This window comes from Stenotrophomonas sp. GL_101, from assembly GCF_057835675.1.
Genome location: NZ_CM174432.1, coordinates 3,682,692 through 3,702,563, shown reverse-complemented (window position 1 = coordinate 3,702,563; position 19,872 = coordinate 3,682,692). Strand labels below are relative to the sequence as shown.

The 19,872-nt window shown below is 67.2% G+C and carries 13 protein-coding genes and 3 pseudogenes; 7 read left to right on the top strand and 9 right to left on the bottom strand.

From position 1 onward, the window contains the following. Positions 1-63: 63 nt before the first annotated feature. Together AC3IR9_RS16325 and AC3IR9_RS16320 are read right to left on the bottom strand one after the other, a co-directional pair. The gene (locus AC3IR9_RS16325; RefSeq protein WP_489291999.1) at positions 64-1,449 is read right to left on the bottom strand and encodes a sigma-54-dependent transcriptional regulator; all 1,386 of its coding nucleotides are present in this window, start codon (positions 1,447-1,449) and stop codon (positions 64-66) included. Positions 1,450-1,537: 88 nt separating this feature from the next. Beyond that, positions 1,538-3,152: pseudogene (locus AC3IR9_RS16320) on the bottom strand (sensor histidine kinase). A gap of 352 nt (positions 3,153-3,504) precedes the next feature. Here AC3IR9_RS16320 and sucC point away from each other — a divergent pair. From sucC to AC3IR9_RS16305, 3 genes are all read left to right on the top strand, one after another. After that, positions 3,505-4,674: an ADP-forming succinate--CoA ligase subunit beta gene (sucC, locus tag AC3IR9_RS16315; protein WP_489291997.1), complete on the top strand. Its 1,170-nt coding sequence runs from the start codon at positions 3,505-3,507 to the stop codon at positions 4,672-4,674. A 20-nt stretch (positions 4,675-4,694) separates the two neighbouring features. Then, positions 4,695-5,570, top strand: coding sequence for a succinate--CoA ligase subunit alpha (sucD, locus tag AC3IR9_RS16310; RefSeq protein WP_489291996.1), 876 nt, complete (start codon positions 4,695-4,697; stop codon positions 5,568-5,570). A 337-nt stretch (positions 5,571-5,907) separates the two neighbouring features. Continuing rightward, complete coding sequence (locus tag AC3IR9_RS16305) at positions 5,908-7,542, top strand: NAD+ synthase (RefSeq protein ID WP_489291994.1); 1,635 nt, start codon at positions 5,908-5,910, stop codon at positions 7,540-7,542. A gap of 34 nt (positions 7,543-7,576) precedes the next feature. Here the strand turns inward: AC3IR9_RS16305 and AC3IR9_RS16300 are convergent, their stop codons facing one another. Continuing rightward, positions 7,577-8,815 (bottom strand): lipase family protein, encoded by a 1,239-nt coding sequence (locus tag AC3IR9_RS16300; protein ID WP_489291993.1) that lies wholly within the window; start codon positions 8,813-8,815, stop codon positions 7,577-7,579. A gap of 185 nt (positions 8,816-9,000) precedes the next feature. Further along, positions 9,001-9,882 (bottom strand): annotated as a pseudogene (locus tag AC3IR9_RS16295) (IS3 family transposase); the annotation flags it as partial. Between the two features lie 83 nt (positions 9,883-9,965). On the opposite strand from AC3IR9_RS16295, the gene AC3IR9_RS16290 reads away from it, so the two are divergent. Next, on the top strand, positions 9,966-11,186 hold the full coding sequence (locus tag AC3IR9_RS16290) for an ISL3 family transposase (protein ID WP_489291085.1): 1,221 nt from the start codon (positions 9,966-9,968) through the stop codon (positions 11,184-11,186). Here AC3IR9_RS16290 and AC3IR9_RS16285 read toward each other — a convergent pair. Both AC3IR9_RS16285 and AC3IR9_RS16280 read right to left on the bottom strand, forming a co-directional pair. Further along, positions 11,174-11,548 (bottom strand): annotated as a pseudogene (locus AC3IR9_RS16285) (IS3 family transposase); the annotation flags it as partial. The gene AC3IR9_RS16290 and the pseudogene AC3IR9_RS16285 overlap by 13 nt on opposite strands. Positions 11,549-11,694: 146 nt before the next feature. Then, positions 11,695-12,579, bottom strand: coding sequence for an outer membrane protein assembly factor BamD (locus AC3IR9_RS16280; protein WP_489291991.1), 885 nt, complete (start codon positions 12,577-12,579; stop codon positions 11,695-11,697). Between the two features lie 116 nt (positions 12,580-12,695). Between AC3IR9_RS16280 and rluD the strand changes: the two genes are divergently transcribed. Genes rluD through AC3IR9_RS16265 form a run of 3 tightly spaced genes read left to right on the top strand, consistent with a single transcriptional unit; the run spans position 12,696 to position 14,918 of the window. Next, positions 12,696-13,691, top strand: coding sequence for a 23S rRNA pseudouridine(1911/1915/1917) synthase RluD (rluD, locus tag AC3IR9_RS16275; RefSeq protein ID WP_489291989.1), 996 nt, complete (start codon positions 12,696-12,698; stop codon positions 13,689-13,691). Beyond that, positions 13,691-14,470: a peptidoglycan editing factor PgeF gene (gene pgeF / locus AC3IR9_RS16270; RefSeq protein ID WP_489291988.1), complete on the top strand. Its 780-nt coding sequence runs from the start codon at positions 13,691-13,693 to the stop codon at positions 14,468-14,470. The genes rluD and pgeF overlap by 1 nt, the downstream gene beginning before the upstream one ends. Before the next feature lie 4 nt (positions 14,471-14,474). After that, entirely contained in the window at positions 14,475-14,918 is a 444-nt protein-coding gene (locus tag AC3IR9_RS16265; protein ID WP_489291987.1) for a thiol-disulfide oxidoreductase DCC family protein, read from the top strand. A gap of 10 nt (positions 14,919-14,928) precedes the next feature. Here the strand turns inward: AC3IR9_RS16265 and AC3IR9_RS16260 are convergent, their stop codons facing one another. The 3 genes from AC3IR9_RS16260 to AC3IR9_RS16250 form a co-directional block, all read right to left on the bottom strand. Continuing rightward, on the bottom strand, positions 14,929-16,284 hold the full coding sequence (locus tag AC3IR9_RS16260; protein ID WP_489291986.1) for an OmpA family protein: 1,356 nt from the start codon (positions 16,282-16,284) through the stop codon (positions 14,929-14,931). A 341-nt stretch (positions 16,285-16,625) separates the two neighbouring features. Next, positions 16,626-17,990: an alpha,alpha-trehalose-phosphate synthase (UDP-forming) gene (otsA, locus tag AC3IR9_RS16255; protein ID WP_489291985.1), complete on the bottom strand. Its 1,365-nt coding sequence runs from the start codon at positions 17,988-17,990 to the stop codon at positions 16,626-16,628. Next, positions 17,987-19,768: a glycoside hydrolase family 15 protein gene (locus AC3IR9_RS16250; protein ID WP_489291984.1), complete on the bottom strand. Its 1,782-nt coding sequence runs from the start codon at positions 19,766-19,768 to the stop codon at positions 17,987-17,989. The genes otsA and AC3IR9_RS16250 overlap by 4 nt, the downstream gene beginning before the upstream one ends. Positions 19,769-19,872 lie beyond the last annotated feature (104 nt).

Genomic DNA, 19,872 nt, shown 5'->3' with positions numbered 1-19,872 from the left:
ACGTAACGGTGATGCATCGTGCCGACCAACGGTCGGCACCTACCGGATATGCCCGGTGGGCAACTAATCCATGCCGAGCTTTTTCAACTTGTAGCGCAGCGCGCGGAAGGTGATGCCCAGCTGCGCGGCGGTGCGGGTCTTGTTCCAGCGGTTCTCTTCCAGCGCGCGCTGGATTGCGGTGCGCTCCATCTGCTCGATGTAGGAGGGCAGCGCACCGTTGCCGGCCGGCAGGTCGACCACGGCTTCTTCGTGTACCGCCGCGCTACCGCTGGCATGGCGCGCGCTGCCGTGCTGCGGCAGGCGCAGGTCGGGGGCGCCGATGCTGTCGGCTTCGGCCAGCGCCAGCGCGCGTTCCAGGATGTTCTCCAGTTCGCGCACGTTGCCGGGGAAGTGGTACTGGGCCAGTGCCTCCAGTGCCGACGGGGCCAGCAGCGGAGTGGGGCGCTCGTGGGTGCGTGCCAGGCGTGCCAGGATCGCGGCGGCCAGCTTGGGCAGGTCGCTGCGGCGCTCGCGTAGGGGCGGCACGCGCAGTTCGATCACGTTGATGCGGTAGTAGAGATCGTGGCGGAAGCGCCCGTCCTCGACCAGCTCGCCCAGGTCTTTATGGGTGGCCGAGAGGATGCGCACATCGACCGGAACTTCGGTGGCCGAACCCACCGGACGGATGGATTTCTCCTGGATCGCGCGCAGCAGCTTGACCTGCATCTGCAGCGGCAGCTCGGCCACTTCGTCCAGGAACAGGGTGCCGCCATGCGCGGCCTGGAACAGGCCGGGCTTGTCGGCATGGGCGCCGCTGAAGCTGCCCTTCTTGTGGCCGAAGAACTCGCTTTCCATCAGTTCGGACGGGATGGCGCCACAGTTGACCGGGACGAAGGTGCCAATCGCGCGCGCGCTCTGCGCGTGGATGGTGCGTGCCACCAGTTCCTTGCCCACGCCGGATTCGCCGAGGATGTAGACCGGAGCCTGGCTGCGCGCGACCTTGGCGATGGTGGTGCGCAGCACGTCCATCACCGGCGACTCGCCGAGCAGGCGCGCGGCCTGTTCGGAGGGCGGCGGCGGTGGCGCGGCACGTTCGCTGTTGTTGAGTTCCAGCGCGTGCTTGACCAGGCCGCGCAGCACCGAGATGTCCACCGGCTTGCTGACGAAGTCGAAGGCGCCGGCCTTCAGCGCTTCCACTGCCAGGTCCATGCTGCCGAACGCGGTGATCATCGCCACGGGAGTGCGTGGGTAATGCTGGGCGATCTCGGTGACCAGTTCGATGCCGTTGCCGTCGGGCAGGCGCATGTCGGTGATGCAAAGGTCGTAGGGATTGCTGGCCAGCAGTTCGCGGGCTTCGGCGAGATTGGCCGCGGTGCTGATCCGCAGGCCCATGCGGCCCAGGGTCAGTACCAGCAGTTCGCGGATGTCACGTTCGTCGTCGACGACGAGGGCGCTGCGGTTTTCGTTCATATGCGGGGAAGATAGCCGAGGGCGGTTGTATCCGACAAATGTTTGACGCGTGCGCCCCATCGCAGGGTCGGTGCCTGCGCGGGTCGGGTCATTGCGGGAGCATCGTGTGTGGACCGGCCAGTACCAGCCGGAAGCACGCACCGCCGGCCGGCACCGACACATACTCCAGGTTGGCCTGGTTGGCCTTGCACAGCTCGCGGGCGATATACAGGCCCAGCCCGGTGCCGTGTTCGGAGGTGGTGAAGAACGGGCGGAACAGCTGGTTGGCCACCGTCTCGGGGATGCCGGGGCCGCGGTCCATGACGTTCGATGACGGCGGCGCGCTCCTGGCGCGCCACCCGCAGCCGCACCCGCGCCGGCTCCTGGGCGATACGGCCGTACTTGAGTGCGTTGTGCACCAGCACGGTGAGGATCTGGTGCAGGTGGCGCGGGTCGACCAGGGCGTGTACCGAGGTCTCGGTGATGATCGGTTCGATGCTGTCGGTTTCCAGGGTGATGCCCTGTTTGTACTCCAGCACGAAGCGGCGCACGAACGCGGCCAGGTCCAGGTTTTCAGGATTGGCGCGCTCGCGCCGGGCCAGCCCGAGCACGCTTTCGACGATGCCGTTGGTGCGCTGGCACTGCTGGTGGATGATCTGCAGCAGGCGGCGGTCGGTATCGCCGATGGCGGTGGATTCTTCCAGCAGCTGGGCGGCGTAGTTGATCGCGGCCAGCGGGTTGCGGATCTCGTGGGCCAGGCTGGCCGAGAAGCGTCCCATCGCCGACAGGGTCAGCGATTCCGCACGGCGGGAGACCACGCTGGAGTCATCCAGGAACACCAGGGTCAGGTCGCTGCCGGCCAGCAGGCGGGCAAAGCGTGGCTGCACCTCGGGTTGGTCCGGGGACAACTGCAGCGGCGTTTCCTCGTTGGTCCAGCCATTGCGCCAGCGCTGCAGACGACGGCTCAGGTCCGGTGCGGCGCTGCCCAGCTCCAGCCGGCCGCTGCCGCCATTGCCGTCGGCATCGCCGATCAGGGTGGAGGCCGCTTCGTTGGCCAGGGTGATGCGGTTGGCCGCGTCCACCACCAGTACGCCGGTGCGCATGCGGCGGATGATCAGCTCGTTGATCTCAAACAGGTTGGCGACCTCGTCGCCGCGCTGGTTGGCCAGTTGCTGGTTGCGGCGGGCGCGGTTGCCCACCTGGTAGCTGACGAAGGCCAGGGCCAGGTAGCTGGTAATGAACATTGCCAGTTCGGCCAGGGTGCGGGTGGGATCGCCGCCTTCGACCAGCTTCCAGACGTATTCACCGGCGGTGGCCGCGCTGGCGGTCAGCGCGATGCCCATGCCCAGGCTCAGCGGCAGCAGGGTGGCGGCGGCGGCGACGTTGAACAGCAGCGACATCGAGATGCCGGCACTGGCGCCGGGCAGGGCGTGGGCCAGCAGGGTGGCCGCGACGATGTCCACCGCCACGCTACCCACCACGATCGGGCGCAGCCAGCGCTCGTTGCGGCCCACCACCAGGATCAGCAGCGACAGCAGCAGGTAGGCGCCACTGACCCAGGTAGCCAGCTGCGGATGGTCGGACGGGCCCACCATCGAGTTGAGCGGGCTGAACAGCAGCGCGGCGATCACCGCGGCCATCAGCAGCCGGTACAGGGCGAAAAAGTACAGCTCGCGCCGCGGTATCGATTCGATGCGGTCGATCAATGAAGCACTGGGTGACACGCCGGAACTCCCCTTCTGGCTGCCCTGGTCAAGCCGAGCGCTGCTCGGCTGCGTTTCAACGGCCCGGGCCGGTCCGTTGAGCGGTCAGTATAGGCACCCAGCCCCTCCAAGGGGCTGGCCAATCGCACCCCTGCCGCGCATTTCGAGCGCCGCCGGCCTGGTGGTGGGCCGGTGGCGGCGTCGCAACTGCCTGAATGAAGGTGGAAAACTGCCCCGGCTCCGGGGCCGCCACGCGTGTCTTTGCGCCTGCGCGCCGGCTCGTCCACAATAGTGGGCCCGCCGCGGTCCGTGCCGGTGCCCCGTGAGGGAGCCTTGGAGATGCGTGCGGTCGTTCCTATTCCCACGGTGACGCATGAATTTCCACGAATACCAGTCAAAACAACTGCTTGCCGAGTACGGCATCCCGGTCCCGGCCGGCAAGGTCGCCGCTACCGCGGACGAAGCCGTTGCCGCTGCCCAGTCGCTGGGCCAGGGCCCCTGGATGGTCAAGGCGCAGATCCATGCTGGCGGTCGCGGCAAGGCGGGCGGCGTCAAGTTCTGCAAGACCACCGACGATGTGAAGGCCGCTGCGGCCAAGATGCTCGGCACCAAGATGGCCACCTACCAGACCGCTGGCGTCGAGCTGCCGGTCAACCTGGTGCTGGTGACCACCGCCGGTGAGATCGTCAAGGAACTGTACCTGTCGGTGCTGGTTGACCGTGGCACCAAGACCATCACCTACATCGCTTCTTCGGAAGGCGGCGTGGAGATCGAGCAGGTTGCCGCTGAAACCCCGGAGCTGATCCACTCGCTCAACGTTGATTTCGTTGAAGGCGTGCAGGGTTACCACGGCCGCGATTTCGGCTTCAAGCTGGGCCTGACTGCCAAGCAGGCCGGCCAGTTCGCCAACATCATGGTGAACCTGTACCGCCTCTTCAACGAAAAGGACCTGGCGCTGGTTGAAATCAACCCGCTGGCCATCCTGGACGACGGCAACCTGTACGCGCTGGACGGCAAGTTCGACAGCGACGACAACGCCGCGTTCCGTCAGAAGGCCCTGGTCGCCATGCGCGACAAGACCCAGGAAGACCCGACCGAAGTGATCGCTTCGGAGATGGACATCAATTACGTCACCATGGACGGCAACATCGGCTGCATGGTCAACGGCGCCGGCCTGGCCATGGCCACCATGGACGTCATCAAGCTCAACGGCGGCGAGCCGGCGAACTTCCTGGACGTGGGCGGCGGTGCCAACAAGCAGCGCGTCATCGAAGCCTTCAAGCTGATCCTGTCCTCGGACAAGGTCGAAGGCATCTTCGTCAACATCTTCGGCGGCATCGTCCGCTGCGACATGATTGCCGAAGGCATCATCGCCGCCGTGAAGGAAGTGGGCGTCAAGGTTCCGGTCGTGGTGCGCCTGGAAGGCACCAATGTGGAAGAAGGCAAGCAGCTGCTGCGTGACAGCGGCATGGCCATCATCCCGGCAGACAACATCAACGACGGTGCCAAGAAGGTCGTCGCTGCTGTCAAAGCCGCCGCCTGATCCGACACCAAGGAATATAAATGTCTGTCTTGATTAACAAAAACACCAAGGTGATCGTGCAGGGCTTCACCGGCCAGCAGGGTACCTTCCACGCCACTCAGATGATCGAGTACGGCACCCAGGTTGTTGGCGGCGTGACCCCCGGCAAGGGCGGCACCACCCACATCGACCTGCCGGTCTTCAACACCGTGGCCGAGGCCGTGGAAAGCACCCACGCCGACGCGTCGGTGATCTACGTGCCGCCGCCGTACGCGGCCGATGCGATCCTGGAAGCGGCGGCTGCCGGCATCAAGGTCATCGTCTGCATCACCGAAGGCATCCCGGTGCTGGACATGCTGCGCGTCAAGAACGTGCTGACCCGCTCGCATCCGGACACCGTGCTGGTCGGTCCGAACTGCCCGGGCGTCATCACCCCCGGCGAGTGCAAGATCGGCATCATGCCGGGCCACATCCACATGCCGGGCAAGATCGGCATCGTGTCGCGCTCGGGCACCCTGACCTATGAAGCGGTCAAGCAGACCACCGAAGTCGGCCTGGGCCAGTCCACCTGCATCGGTATCGGTGGCGACCCGATCAACGGCCTGAACTTCGTCGACTGCCTGAAGCTGTTCAACGAAGATCCGCAGACCCTGGGCATCATCATGGTCGGCGAAATCGGCGGCGATGCTGAAGAAGCCGGTGCCGAGTACATCAAGCAGTTCGTGAAGAAGCCGGTCGTCGGTTTCATCGCTGGCGCGTCGGCCCCGGCCGGCAAGCGCATGGGCCACGCCGGTGCGATCGCATCGGGTGGCAAGGGCACCGCGGAAGGCAAGTTTGCCGCCATGGAAGCCGCTGGCGTCGTCACCGTGCGTTCGCCGGGCGACCTGGGCGCGGCGATTGCCAAGCTGGTGAAGTAAGACTGCCGGCCGCACACGCGGCCGACGTGTCGTAGAGCCGACCGTTGGTCGGCTAAGAAAGGCCGCCTCCGGGCGGCCTTTCTGCGTTCTGCGGCACCCGTGTCGCACCGCCGCCCGACCAACGGTCGGGCGCTACCCTCCGGCGCCACCACGCCGCCGCCCGACCAACGGTCGGGCGCTACCGAGCGGTGTCACCATCCTGCCGACCGCTGGACCGGCTCTACCCTTCCGGTAGGTATCGACCGTTGGTCGATACGCGATTCCGCCGGGCACTGCGTGGTTGCCGGGCAGAGCCCGGCACTACAATGGGTGCATTGCAACCACAGGCTGGACCTTCATGGCTTCGATCCGCATCGCGATGGCGCAGTTTGATTTCCCGGTGGGTGCGGTGGCGCGCAATACCGACACCATCATCGCGATGATCGCCGAGGCGCGCGATGAGTACGGTGCCGAACTGGTGGTGTTCCCGGAACTGGCCATCAGCGGGTATCCGCCGGAAGACCTGCTGCTGCGCCCGGGGTTCCTGTACGACTGCCAGCAGGCGCTGGAGCGCATCGCGGCGGCCGCCACCGGCATCACCGCGGTGGTGGGCTGGCCACAGGCCGCCGGGGCGGTGGTCTACAACGCGGCCAGCGTGCTGCGCGATGGCGCCGTGCTGCACACCTATCGCAAGCGCGAGCTGCCCAATTACGCGGTGTTCGATGAGCGCCGCTACTTCGATGTGGACCCGGATGGCGGCAGCTGCGTGTTCGAGTTGAACGGCGTGCCGGTGGGCGTACTGGTCTGCGAAGACCTGTGGTTTGCCGAGCCGCTGGCCGATACCGTGCGCCAGGGCGCGCAGCTGGTGATCGTGCCCAATGCCTCGCCGTACGAGCGCGGCAAGCATGCCCAGCGCGATGCACTGCTGGCCGAGCGCACCCGTGAGAGCGGCGCGGCGATTGCCTACCTCAACGTGGTGGGCGGCCAGGATTCACTGGTGTTCGATGGCGCTTCGGTGGTGGCCGATGGCGATGGCACGGTGCATCCGGCAGCGGCGGCGTTCACCGACCAGTGGCTGGTGGTGGATTACGAGGCCAGCACGCGGCGCTTCCTGCCGCGCGAGTGGATCGACGACGGCGACGAGAGCATGGACGCGCTGGCCTGGCGCGCGGTCACCCGTGGCATCCAGGATTACTGCCGCAAGAACGGCTTCAAGAAGGTCTGGCTGGGCCTGTCCGGCGGCATCGATTCGGCGCTGGTGCTTGCGATGGCGGTGGATGCGCTGGGCGCGGACAACGTCACCGCGGTGCGCTTGCCATCGCGCTACACCGCCGGCATGTCCAACGACCTGGCCGCCGAGCAGTGCCGCGCGCTGGGGGTGACGCTTGAGGCGGTGTCGATCGAGCCGGTATTCGAGGGGCTGATGGCCGCGCTGGGCCCGATGTTTGAAGGCCAGGCCGCCGATGTGACCGAAGAGAACCTGCAGTCGCGCAGCCGTGGGGTGATCCTGATGGCGCTGTCCAACAAGTTTGGCGGGCTGCTGCTGACCACCGGCAACAAGAGCGAGTACGCGGTGGGCTACGCGACCATCTACGGCGACATGTGCGGTGGCTATGCCCCGCTCAAGGACCTGTACAAGACCGAGGTGTTCGGCTTGTCCAAATGGCGCAACACGGTGGGCGGCGCACCGGTGATCCCGCCGGCGGTGATCAGCCGGCCGCCGTCGGCCGAACTGCGCGACAACCAGACCGACCAGGATTCGCTGCCGGCCTACGACGTGCTGGACGGCATCCTGTACCGCTTCGTGGACCAGGAACAGTCGCGCGAGGAGATCGTCGCCGCCGGTTACGCTGCCGAGGTGGTGGACCGCGTGCTGCGCCTGGTACGCACCAGCGAGTGGAAGCGTCACCAGGCCGCCCCCGGCCCGAAGGTCTCGCGCCGCGCGTTTGGCCGCGAGCGCCGTTACCCGATCAGCAACGGCTACCAGGGGTGAGGGATGCGCGGCCGGTCGCCTGTGGCGGCCGGTCTCAGCGCAGCACCTCTTCGGGCAGGTCATCGATGCCGTCCGTGGCGGCGGCGATGTCGGCAGCGCTGACGTTCCAGCCCGGCGCGCGATGGGCCGGGGTCGTGCCAAAGCGCGCGTCGACGAACGCCAGCGCATCGGCACTGGCCGCCTGCATGGTCTGCGCATGGGTGACCGGATAGCTGCGGAAGGCGACCGGCTGCCGATGGATGGCCAGTACCAGTGCATACAGCAGCGTGCCGACATAGCTGACATCGGTATCGCGTGAGCCGTGCGCGAGCAGGAGCGGCTGGTCGAATCCGCGCAGCGGCATGCCCAGGTAGTCGTCCAGGGTCTGGCCGATGCCGGGGATGGCGCTCAGCGGGGTGTGGAAGTACTCGGCGAGGGTGGCGCCGTCCAGTTCCCGGGTGAGGTCGGCCAGGCACAGCTGCCGGGCCATCGCCAGGCGCTGCCGGCCCAGGTCGGTGAGCAGGCCGTCGATGCGCGGCTCGGCCTGGAGCAGGCCGTTGATCAGGTAGCTCATGTAGGCGTTGACCCCCGCACCCAGCTGCTGGGTGGAGCCCGGGCCGAGTCCACGGGTGGTCAGGTTGACCCAGGCGGGCGTGCCGGTGCCCACCGCGCCACGGAAGTCCAGCGCCGGCCCGCCCAGCGCCGAGGCCACGCTCGCGGCATAGACCGCCGCGCCGGCGCCCTGCGAATGCCCCACCGACACCCAGCGCGGGGAGAGCTGCTGGGTGGCGGGCAGGCGCGCGTTGAGCTGCTGCCCGGCGCTGACCAGGTCCACGATGTTGTGGGCCACGCTGGGGCCGTGCAGGTAGGCGTGCTCGCCGGGGGAGCCCATGCCCTGGAAGTCCGAGGCGACGATGGCGTAGCCGTGCTGCAGGTACTGGCCCAGGTAGGCCGCATCACGGGCCGGCTGGAACGGGCCGGACACCGAGGGTGCGCAGTGGTCGGCGATGCCCTGGGTGCCGTGGGCCCAGGACACCACGGGCCAGCCACCGGCCGGGGCCGGGCCAGCAGGCAGGAACACCAGGCCGGTGCTCAGCGCCGGTTGCTGGTGCAGGTTGCGGGTGCCATAGCTGACCTTGTAGACCTGGGCGGCCTCGACGGGCAGCCAGTCGGCATGAAAGGGCTGGGCCGACACCAGCTGGCCGGACTGCTGGGCCAGGGCCGGAAGGGCGCACAGCGACAGGCTGAGGGCGAGCAGGGTAGGGCTGCGACGACGCGGGGAGGGCAGTGGCATGAGGGCACCTGTGCAGGCCGGAGGGACCTGCTTCGTGCGCCGAAGTCTGTATGCAGGCTGCCGTGAAAGGCCGCGATGGCGGTCACAGCAGGGGCGGTTTCGGCCGATTCCTATGCCCGCCGGGAAGTGGGCGAGTGACCCGTCCTGCCATAGGTTGACACCTGTGGCGGATGATCTGGCCGCCGTCAGGCGGCCAGAGACGCCCGATGCACCGCATCGGGCGTTTGCATTTTAAGCGACAGGTGCGGCCGCTCGGCGTTATAGATCCCCACCGACTCGGCGACCATCTGGCGTGCCTGCAGCAGGTCCCGAGGCCGGTGCAGCAGGAACTCGCCCTTCAAAATTCCATTGACCCGTTCGGCCAGCGCATTCTGGTAGCAGTCGTAGCCATCGGTCATCGAGCAGGTCACCCCATGCCTGGCGTGGATCTTCTGGTAGTAGTCCGAGCAGTACTGGATACCCCGGTCGGAGTGATGGATCAGCTGCTGCCGCGTTTTTCGTTCCTTCAGCGCCATCTGCAGTGCTTGGGCGACCTGTTCGGTCTGCAGGGTGTCGTGCACGCTCCAGCCCACGATCCTGCGCGACCACACATCGGTAATCAGGCTCAGGTATACAAATTTCCCCTGCGTGGGCAGGTAGGTAATGTCGGCTACCCAGACCTGCTCACTGCCGGTCGGTACCACGCGCCCTTCGCCGGGCTTGAGAAGATTGGGGTGCCGCCGGAAGCGGTGATGGCTGTCGGTCGTCTTGTGGTACGCCCGCCGCATGGGGACCAGCAGCCGGGCATCACGAAGGACGCCAAACAGACGGTCGCGCCCCATTGCCACTCCCGATGCTTGAAGCGTCGGTCCAATCAGATGATGCAGCTTGCGCGTGCCGATGCGCGGCTGGCGCGCTCGATAGCCACCTACCAGCGCGAGCGCCCGAGCACCGTCGGCCAATTGCCGCTGCTGACGATGGCCTGCCTGATAGTACGCTTGGCGACTGATACCAAAATGCCGGCAAGCCCTTGCCACGCTTACGCCTTGGAGGCGCCTTTGCGTGAGGACTTGCCGGAAGGCTTTTTTACGGTTCATCGCGGATTAGCGTGGAGCTTTTGCCGGCTCCCGTTACCCTTGAAGCCTGAAATCAGGGCCTCAGGGGTCAGGTCATGCTGGATCGGAAGACGATTGAGAGGCTGGGTGGCTGGGAAGGCTACCGGGTGGAGCGGATCGCCTGGCCGGAAGGCGACAGCCGGACCGTCACTATCTACCTCAAACCCACGGCCCGCACGATGCATTGCGAGCACTGCGGGAGCCGATGCCGGCAAGTGCACGAGACGACGGTGCGCCGGGTACGCGATCTGCCCCTGATGGCATTGCGCGTTGCGCTGGTGGTGCCGCGACGGCGCGTCTGGTGCCCCCAGTGCGCTGGGCCGCGCCTGGAGAAGTTGAGCTGGCTTGGCCGCTACCAGCGGGTCACTGACCGGCTGGCCGAAGCGGTCAGCCAGTTGCTGGTATCCAGCAATATCCTGGCCGTGGCACGCTTTTTCCAGTTGGGCTGGCATACGGTCAAGGCACTGGATAAAGCCTTGTTGCGTGAGTCTGTCCAAGCCCCGGACTGGAGCCAGATCCACTACCTGGCGATGGACGAATTTGCGCTGCACAAGGGTCACCGCTATGCAACGGTCGTGGTGGATCCGATCAGTCGCCAGGTACTTTGGCTGGGCAACGGGCGCTCCCGCGATACGGCGCGTGCCTTTTTTGAGCAGCTTCCCCCGGGCGTTTCCGAGCAATTGCGCGCCGTGGCGATCGACATGACGACGGCCTATGAAGTGGAGATCCGGGCCAACTGTCCCAATGCCGAGATCGTCTTCGACTTGTTCCATGTGGTGGCCAAGTACGGTCGCGAAGTGATCGACCGGGTTCGCGTGGACCAGGCCAACAAGCTCCGGCACGACAAGCCTGCGCGCCGTGTCATCAAATCCAGCCGATGGCTGCTACTGCGCAATCGCAGCAACCTGGACCGGCATCAGACGGTGCGGCTGGATGAGCTGCTGGAAGCAAATCAACCGCTCCTCACCACCTATCTGATGCGCGATGAGCTCAAGCGACTGTGGTTTTACCGCCATCCCGGATGGGCCAGGAAGGCTTGGAACCAGTGGCTGGAGCAGGCCCAGCGCAGCGGAATCGCCGCCTTGGCGCTGTTTGCACAACGGCTCAAAGCCTATCTGCATGGGATCGTGTCGCGTTGCCGACACCGCCTCAATACCAGCATCGTCGAAGGCATCAACAACACCATCAAGGTCATCAAACGCCGGGCCTACGGCTATCGGGATCAGGAGTACTTCTTCCTGAAAATCCGTGCAGCGTTCCCCGGTATTCCGCGATGAACCTTTTTTACGATGCGCACCCCGTAGTCTTCCTTGAGCACATCCACGATGGCCTCGAAAAGCTGCGCCTTCTCGGTCGCCTCCCGCAGCTGAACCTGCAGGACTTTGATCTGTTGTTCCGGTGTCAGCGGCTTGGCCGTTCCGGACTTGGGAGCTGTGGTCATGGGGGCAGATGATGCCCCACCTGACCAGTCTTGCCGACCATGTCGCCGAAGCCACGACAGCACGGTGCTCCGTCCTTGGATTCCGTAGCGCTCCTGGGCCTGCTTGTAGGTCAGCTCCCCACGCTCGACCTGGTCCACCACCGACAACTTGAAGGCCAGCGAGTAATCCCGCTGGCTGCGCCTGATTGTTGAATTCATTGAACATTCCTCTTCCTGTGGGAAAAGGTGTCAACTCAATTCAGGACGGGTCAGAGGCATGAAAAAGGCCCCGTGTGGGGCCCTTGGGGTGACCGGCGTATCGGCCAGTACCCTGCAATGAAAAGGCCCCTTGCGGGGCCTGTTCATTACTTGCGTTCCAGCTTCGCGTTGCGCTGGCCGGTGCTGGCGGACTTCTCGCCGGCGAACGGGTTCAGCTTGCGCACCATCCACGGGTACTTCGGCCACTTGCCCTGCAGCCACGGGTGCTCGGGCTGGTTGAGCTCAAGCACGCGGCGGGCATCGTCGGCCAGGGTTTTGTTGCCCAGGTGGGTGTAGGCCTCGCCCAGGGTGGCCACGGCGTCGTACTGGAAGGCGCTCTGCGGGTAGGTTTCCAGCAGGAAGTTGGCGCGGCCGGCAGCGGACACCCAGGCCTGGCGGCGCAGGTAGTACAGGGCATTGTCCAGCTCGTGCTGGGCGAATACGTCGCGCAGTTCCAGCATGCGCTGGCGCGCATCGGCGGCGTAACGGCTGTTGGGGTAGCGATCGACGACGATGTTGAAGTCGGCGTAGGCCTGGTGCGGGGTGGACAGGTCGCGGCGGCTCGGGTCCAGCGACCACACCCGGCGCAGGAACACCGTGTTGCGGTTGCCGTTGGACAGGCCACGCAGGTAGTACAGGTAGGCGATGTTGCGGTGGGTCGGGTAGGTACGGATGAAGCGGTCGATGCTGGACACCGCGTCATCGTGCTTGCCGGCCTTGTACTGGGCGTAGGCGGTTTCGATCATCGCCTGCTCGGTGTAGGGGCCATACGGGTACTGGGCGATCAGGCGGCGGAAGCTGCCTTCGGCACCGCTCCAGTTGCCCCCCTCCATCAGGCCGTGGCTTTTCTCGTAGAGCTTTTCAACCGGCTGGCCTTCGTCCGGGTTGTCACCCTTGGCGCCGCGGTGGCAGCCGGTGGCGACGAGGGCCAGAACCAGCATCAGGACGGCGGTGCGAACGGGCGCGGACAGCAAAGAAGAGCGTCGGATCATGGGGTCAGGGCGGGACGCGGCTGGAATACGAGGGGTCGATGATAGCCTAGTGGCCTGTCCCGCGACTGAAACTGGTCGACCGGACCCCAAATTTGTCTCCTTGCGGTGCTTTTGCCATGTCTGATAACGCTTCTGAATCCGAATCCCCCCGCCAGGCCATCGTGCCCGATACCGCCGCTGGCCGGCGCTTCGACGCCGTGCTGGCCGAGCTGTTCCCTGAATTTTCACGTTCCCGGCTGACCGAGTGGATCAAGTCCGGGGACGTCCTGCTGGACGGCCAGACGGTGCGCGGGCGCGACCCGGTGCGCGGTGGCGAGGTGGCCAGCCTGCATGTCGTGCTCGACACCCAGACCCACGCCGAGCCGGAGGACATCCCGCTGGAGGTGCTGTACGAGGACGAGCATGTGTTCGTCATCAACAAGCCGGTCGGGCTGGTGGTCCACCCCGGTGCGGGCAATCCGACCGGTACCCTGGTCAATGCGCTGCTGTTCCGCGACCCGTCGCTGTCGGTGCTGCCGCGCGCGGGCATCGTGCACCGGCTGGACAAGGACACCAGTGGCGTCATGGTGATCGCCCGCACGATCCAGGCGCAGACCGCGCTGGTGGAGCAGCTGTCGGCACGGGAAGTGCACCGCCAGTACCTGGCGATCGTGGTGGGGGCGCTGGTATCGGGCGGCACCGCCGATGCGGCGATCGACCGCCATCCGCGCGACCGCGTGCGCATGGCCGTGCGCGAAGACGGCAAGGATGCGATCACCCATTACCGGCTGCGCGAGCGCTTCCGTGCGCACACCGCGCTGGAGTGCCGGCTGGAAACCGGGCGCACTCACCAGATCCGCGTGCACATGGCGCACCTGCGCCACGCGATCATCGGCGACCAGCTGTACGGCGGTGCGTTGAAGTTGCCCAAGGGCGCCACCGACGAACTGGTCGCGCAGCTGCGTGGCTTCAAGCGCCAGGCCCTGCACGCTGAAACGCTGGAATTCGTGCATCCGATCACCGGTGAAACGATCAGCAACAGCGCCCCGCCGCCGGCGGACATGCTGGCCCTGCTGCAGGCGCTGCGCGAAGACAGCAAACGCTTTGCCGAGCTGGAGCGCGGTCGCCGCTGATGGCCGCGTCCGTACCGGTGCTGGATGCGGAGTGGCCGGCCCCGGCGCGGGTGCATGCGCTCACCACCCTGCGCTTCGGCGCCGGTGGTTCGGCGCCGCCGTTCGACCAGTTCAACATGGGCAACCGCTACGCCGCCGACGGCGACGACCCGGTGCAGGTGCAGCACAACCGCGACCTGCTCCAGGCCGGGCTGGCGCTGCCCTCGGCACCGCATTGGCTGCGCCAGGTGCACGGCACCACCGTGTTGCGCATGCACGCTCCCCCGGCGGCGGTGGGCGTGGAGGTGGAACCGACCGCCGATGCGGCGGTGACCTCGGTACCGGGCGTGGTACTGGCGATCCTCACCGCCGACTGCCTGCCGGTGGTGTTTGCCGCGCGCGACGGCAGTGAAGTGGCGGCCGCGCACGCGGGCTGGCGCGGCTTGGCCGATGGCATGCTGGAGGCGACCGTCGCGGCAATGCACACCCCGGCCGGACAGCTGCAGGCGTGGCTGGGCCCGGCCGCCGGGCCGGCCCATTACGAGGTGGGCGAAGACGTGTTCGCCGCGTTCGTCGATCGTGACGCCGCGGCCGAGGCGGCCTTCGTGGCGACCCGCGCCGGCCACTGGACGGTGGATCTGTATGCGCTGGCACGCCGCCGCCTGCACAGTGTCGGGGTGGAGCCGGCACAGGTGAGCGGGGGCCGCTGGTGCAGCATCGCCGAGCCGCAGCGCTTCTATTCGCACCGGCGCGACCGCCGCAGCGGCCGCATGGCGACGCTGGCCTGGATCGCGCCCTGAACGCATGCACCGCGCCAACGCCCGCACCGATGCCACCCCCGATTCGGGCCCCGATGCGCCGGTGATCGTGTTCGATGGCGTGTGCGCGCTGTGCAATCAGTGGGTGCGCTTCCTGCTGCGTTTCGACCATCGAATCGGCTATCGGTTCGCGGCGATGCAGGGCAGCCACGGTCGCGCGCTGCTGGCGCAGCATGGCTTGAATCCGGATGACCCATCCTCGTTCCTGTTGATCCAGGACGGCCGGGCCTGGACCGATACCGATGCGATCCTGCGCGTGCTGCAGGGACTGGGCGGCGGCTGGCGCGCGCTGGGCGTGCTGCGGGTGATTCCGGCCGGGCTGCGCGACCGTGCGTACCTGGCGCTGGCCCGCAACCGCTACCGCTGGTTCGGGCGCCATGACCAGTGTTACCTGCCCGATCCGGCGCAGGCCGCCCGCTTCCTGGACTGAGCCGCCCCGCTCAGCGCCGCTGGCCCAGCGCCAGGGCCTCTGGCCGGCGCTGCGGGGCCAGCGGGGGTGCCACGCTGTAGACGATGCGCCGATTGCGCGCGCGACCGGCATCGCTGCGGTTGTCGGCTACCGGTTGCTCCTGGCCATGGCCGACCGGCTTCAGCATCGTTGCCGCCACGCCGTGGGCCTGGAGCGCGTCGCGGACGGCCTCGGCGCGTTGCTGGCTCAGCGCCAGGTTGGTGGCTGCCGTGCCGACGCTGTCGGTGTGCGTACCGACCTCCAGCACCAGGCCCTGAGGCGCGGCCTGCAGCGCCGCGGCGATCGCGAGGAGGGTGTCGGCCGAGTCGTTGCGGAGGCCGGCCGAGCCGGGGGCGAATGTCAGGGTGGTCTGGTTGAGCGCGTCGACCAGTTGCACGGCGTCGGCGTGGTCGGGAAGCTGGGCCAGCGCGGCCAGGCCCGGTCCCCACAGGCCGGTGGTGTGCAGGTCGGCGAAATCCCGGCGCAACAGGCGCGACACCGCCAGCCGCTGCGACGCTTCCATGGCGGTGGTATCGACCTGCAGGCGGTTGCCCTCCAGGGCCAGCACCAGGCCGTCGCCCTGCAGCTGCGGCAGCCGGGTGGCCAGGCGGTCAAGCCAGCGTGGCGGCCGCGTACCGTGCTGCAGCCGGATGTCGTCACGCACGTGGGCATGGCCGTACACGCTGGCCAGCGCGTTCCAGATCCTGCGGCGATCCGATTCGGTGGGCAACTGCCCTTCCACCACCACCCGCGTACCGTACTGGCGTAGGGTCAGCCGTGCATCGCTCTGTTCAATCAGCGTAGGGGCCACCCACAGCGGGGTGCGCATCTTCACGTGCAGCCAGGCCCCCAGCGTGAGCAGCGCCATGCCTCCCAGCAACCACAGCATGCTGCGCAGGGCCAGCCCGTGCATGGCCCGCGAGGGCACCGCCCCGGTCATGCGCAGCCGCTGCAGGCGAGCGTTGCGCCGGGTAGGGGCGAGCAGGCCCTGTGCGGCCAGCGTGCCCGGTGGCGTCATCAGGCCGATCAGTCCGGGTAGCAGGCTGCAGGCCATCACGCGGAACGTGCCGGGTGGCAGCACCGCCTTGCGCGCCAGCGCGGTAAGCGCGTGGGTACCGATGGCGCGCTCCAGCTCGCTGGCGATGATCGGCAGGGGTGGCGCGGCCGGTCGCTGCCAGGAGCGGAAGCGGGTGCCCAGCCCGGCCTGCTCGAACTGCTGCTCCAGGCCGTCCAGCCCCAGCGGATGCGATGCGATCCAGCTCACCAGTACCCCGACCACGCTGCGTGCGCGAAACCCCAGCTCCAGCCGTACGGCGGCATCTTCGATGAAACGGTCGAACGCTGACATGCCATCAATCCCCTTGGAAAGGTCGTGCACCGCGCGGTGCAGCAACCGGCCCGTGCGATATGCATGGGCTGCTGGGGGCGTCACTTTGGTAAGTCAGCGTCAATGCGAAATGAAATATCGCAGGGAGGTCGCGTTTGTTTCAGGTCCTCAACGTAGGCATTTACGTCGTCTATCGACGTAACGACTTGAGGCAGCGCGGATTCTCGTCTGCAGCGAGCAGATTGCGACAGCTGAAGCCGCGTCGGGGGTGGTGTCGCAGGATCGTTTCATCCGTCACTGATTCGTGCCGAATGCGACGTCGGGTGCGCGTGCCGTGGCGCGATCCGCTGCGCTGCGCCGTTTCAGCCTTCCAGGGCCTGCAGGTAAGTCTGCCGCCAGTGGTTGATGTCGTGCGTGCGCAGGTGTTCCATCATCGCCTGCCAGCGCTCGATGCGTTTGCGCAGCGGCATGGTCGCGGCGGTGGCGATGGCGTCGGCGACACCGTCCAGGTCGTGCGGATTGACCAGCAGTGCTTGCTTGAGTTCGTCGGCGGCGCCGGCCAGCAGCGACAGCACCAGCACGCCGGGATTGTCCGGATCCTGCGAGGCCACGTACTCCTTGGCGACCAGGTTCATGCCGTCGCGCAGCGGCGTCACCAGGCCCACGGCGGCGGCACGATAGAAACCGGTCAGGGTGGCATGGGTGAAGTTCTGGTTGACGTAACGCAGCGGGGTCCAGTCCGGTGCGGCGTGGCCGCCGTTGATGTGGCCGGCGATCTGTTCCAGCTGGCTGCGCAGCTGCCGGTACTCGGTGACGTCGCCGCGCGAGACCGGCGCGATCTGCAGGTAGGTGAGGCTGCCGCGCTGGTCGGGATGGCGCTCCAGGTAACGTTCGAAGCCCTGGAAGCGTTCGGGCAGGCCCTTGGAGTAGTCCAGCCGGTCCACCCCGATCGCTAGTTGCCGGTCGCGCAGGCTGTTGCGCAGGTCGCGCACGGCCGGCTTGTTGGCGCCGGCCTTGGCCTGGCGTTCGATGTGCCCGGTATCGATGCCGATCGGGAAGGCGGCCGCGCGGAACTGGCGCCCGCCGGGCGCTTCAAGCATGCCATCGGCCAGCACCCGGCCGCCGCCGAACAGGCGTACGTAGGATTGGAAGCGGTCGGCATCGCGCTGGGTCTGGAACCCCACCAGGTCGTAGGCATACAGGCTGGAGAACAGGCGCAGGTGGTCGGGCATGGCCTGCAGCAGGTCGGCCGAGGGCATCGGGACATGCAGGAAGAAACCGATCCGGCAGCCGATGCCGCGCTCGCGCAGCAGCGAGGCCAGCGGGATCAGGTGGTAATCGTGGATCCACACGATGTCGTCTTCGCGCAGCAGCGGGGCCAGCTTCTCGGCAAACAGCGCATTGACCCGGCGATAGGTTTCGCGGGTGGCGCGGTCGTAGTCCACCAGGTCCAGGCGGAAGTGCAGCAGCGGCCACAGCGTGCGGTTGGCAAAGCCGTTGTAGTAGCCGTCGACGTCGCGCTTGGCCAGGTCCATGGTGACGTAGCGGATGTCGCCTTCGGTCTGCTCGTGCAGCGTGCCGCTGGAATCGCGCACGGATTTGCCGCTCCAGCCGAACCACATGCCGCCGCGTTCCTTGAGCGCGGCCAGCAGCCCCACCGCCAGCCCGCCGGCGTGGGATTCGCCCGGCACGGCGACGCGGTTGGAGACAACCACGAGGCGGCTCATGAGGCTTCCTGCCAGCTGCGCGACAGGCGCATCGCCGCGGTGATCAGGCCCACATGCGAGTACGTCTGCGGGAAGTTGCCCCAGGCCTCGCCATTGTCGAAGGCGAGGTCTTCGGACAACAGCCCGAGCGGGTTGCGGCGTTCGAGCAGCATCTCGAACATCTCGCGGGCTTCGTCCATGCGGCCGATCGCGGCGAGCGCATCGATGTACCAGAAGGTGCAGATGGTGAAGCTGGTTTCCGGCTCGCCGAAGTCATCCGGCGCCACGTAGCGGTACAGCGCATTGCCATGCTTGAGATCGCGCCCGATCGCCTCGACGGTGGCCACGAAGCGCGCGTCGGTCGCCTCGATGAAGCCGATGTCGGCCAGCAGCAGCAACGAGGCATCCAGCCGGTGGCCGCCGAAGGTATCGGTGAAGTGGCCGAGATCGCCGCTCCACGCCTGCTCGAGGATGCGGCCATGGATGGTGTCGGCACGCTCGCGCCAGTAGGTGGCGCGGTCGTCGAGCCGCAGCCGCACGGCGATCTTGCATAGGCGGTCGCAGGCGGCCCAGCACATCGCGCTGGTGTAGGTGTGCACCTCGGTGCGGCCGCGGAATTCCCACAACCCGGCATCGGGCACGTCATGCAGGGCGAAGGCCTGCTCGCCGAGCGGTTCCAGCCGCGCGAACGTGTGCGCGTCGCCGGGGTCCTGCAGGCGCTGGTCGAAGAACAGCTGGGTGGAGGCCAGCACCACGCTGCCGTACACATCGTGCTGGCGCTGTACCCAGGCCAGGTTGCCCCGGCGCACCGGGCCCATGCCCCGGTAGCCGGACAGCGAGGCCACTTCGGTTTCTTCCAGCCGGGTCTCGAAGCCGATGCCATACAGCGGCTGCAGCACACCGTCGGTGGTGGCCAGGTTGAAGATGTAGCCGAGGAACTGCTCCATGCTGCGGGTGGCGCCGAGCCGGTTGAGCGTGCGCACCACGAACGCGGCATCGCGCAGCCAGCAGTAGCGGTAATCCCAGTTGCGGATGCTGCCGGGGGCCTCGGGGATGGAGGTGGTCATCGCGGCGATGATCGCGCCGCTGTCCTCGTACTGGCACAGCTTCAGGGTGATCGCGCTGCGGATCACCGCCGCCTGCCATTCCAGCGGAATGGACAGGTAGCGCACCCATTCGCGCCAGTAGTCGCCGGTGCGCTGGAAAGCTTCCTGTACGTAGCCGCTGAGCGTGCGGTTCAGCGATTCATCCACGCCCAGTACCAGGTGCACCGGGTGGCTGAGGACGAACGGCAGGCCATCGCGGACCATGCGCAGCGGCACGTCGGTAGTCAGGCGCAGCACGTGGTTGGGCAGCACCCAGCGGATGTGGTTGCTGCCCCAGGTGGCATCGGGTACGCGCGCGCCCCAGTCGGCCAATGGACGCGCACGCACGATGATGCGCGGGTTGCCGGTCAATGGCCGCACCTGGCGGATCAGGCTGACCGGGCGGTAGAAGCGATCGTTCTGGCGCCAGCGCGGCGCGAAGTCGATGATCTCCAGCGCGCCGCCGTGCTTGTCGTGCAGCACCGTGCGGAGGATGGCGGTGTTGGTGAGGTAGCTCTGCTCGCTGCGCTCCAGGTCTTCCAGTTCGATGGCGAAATCGCCGCCTTCCTGCTGGTTGGGGCTGAGCAGTGCACAGAAGGTGGGGTCGCCGTCGAAGGTGGGCAGGCAACTCCAGACGACGCGGGCATTCTGGTCGATCAAGGCGCCGAAGCTGCCGTTGCCGACCACGCCAAGATTCAGATCGCTTTCTTTCATGGGTCTGCTACATCTCGTTCGGGCCGCGCGGCTGCCGACAGGGCAGGGTGCGGCATCGGTGGGGAGCGCGATGGCAGGCACGCGACAGACGTGGCGTGTTGCCG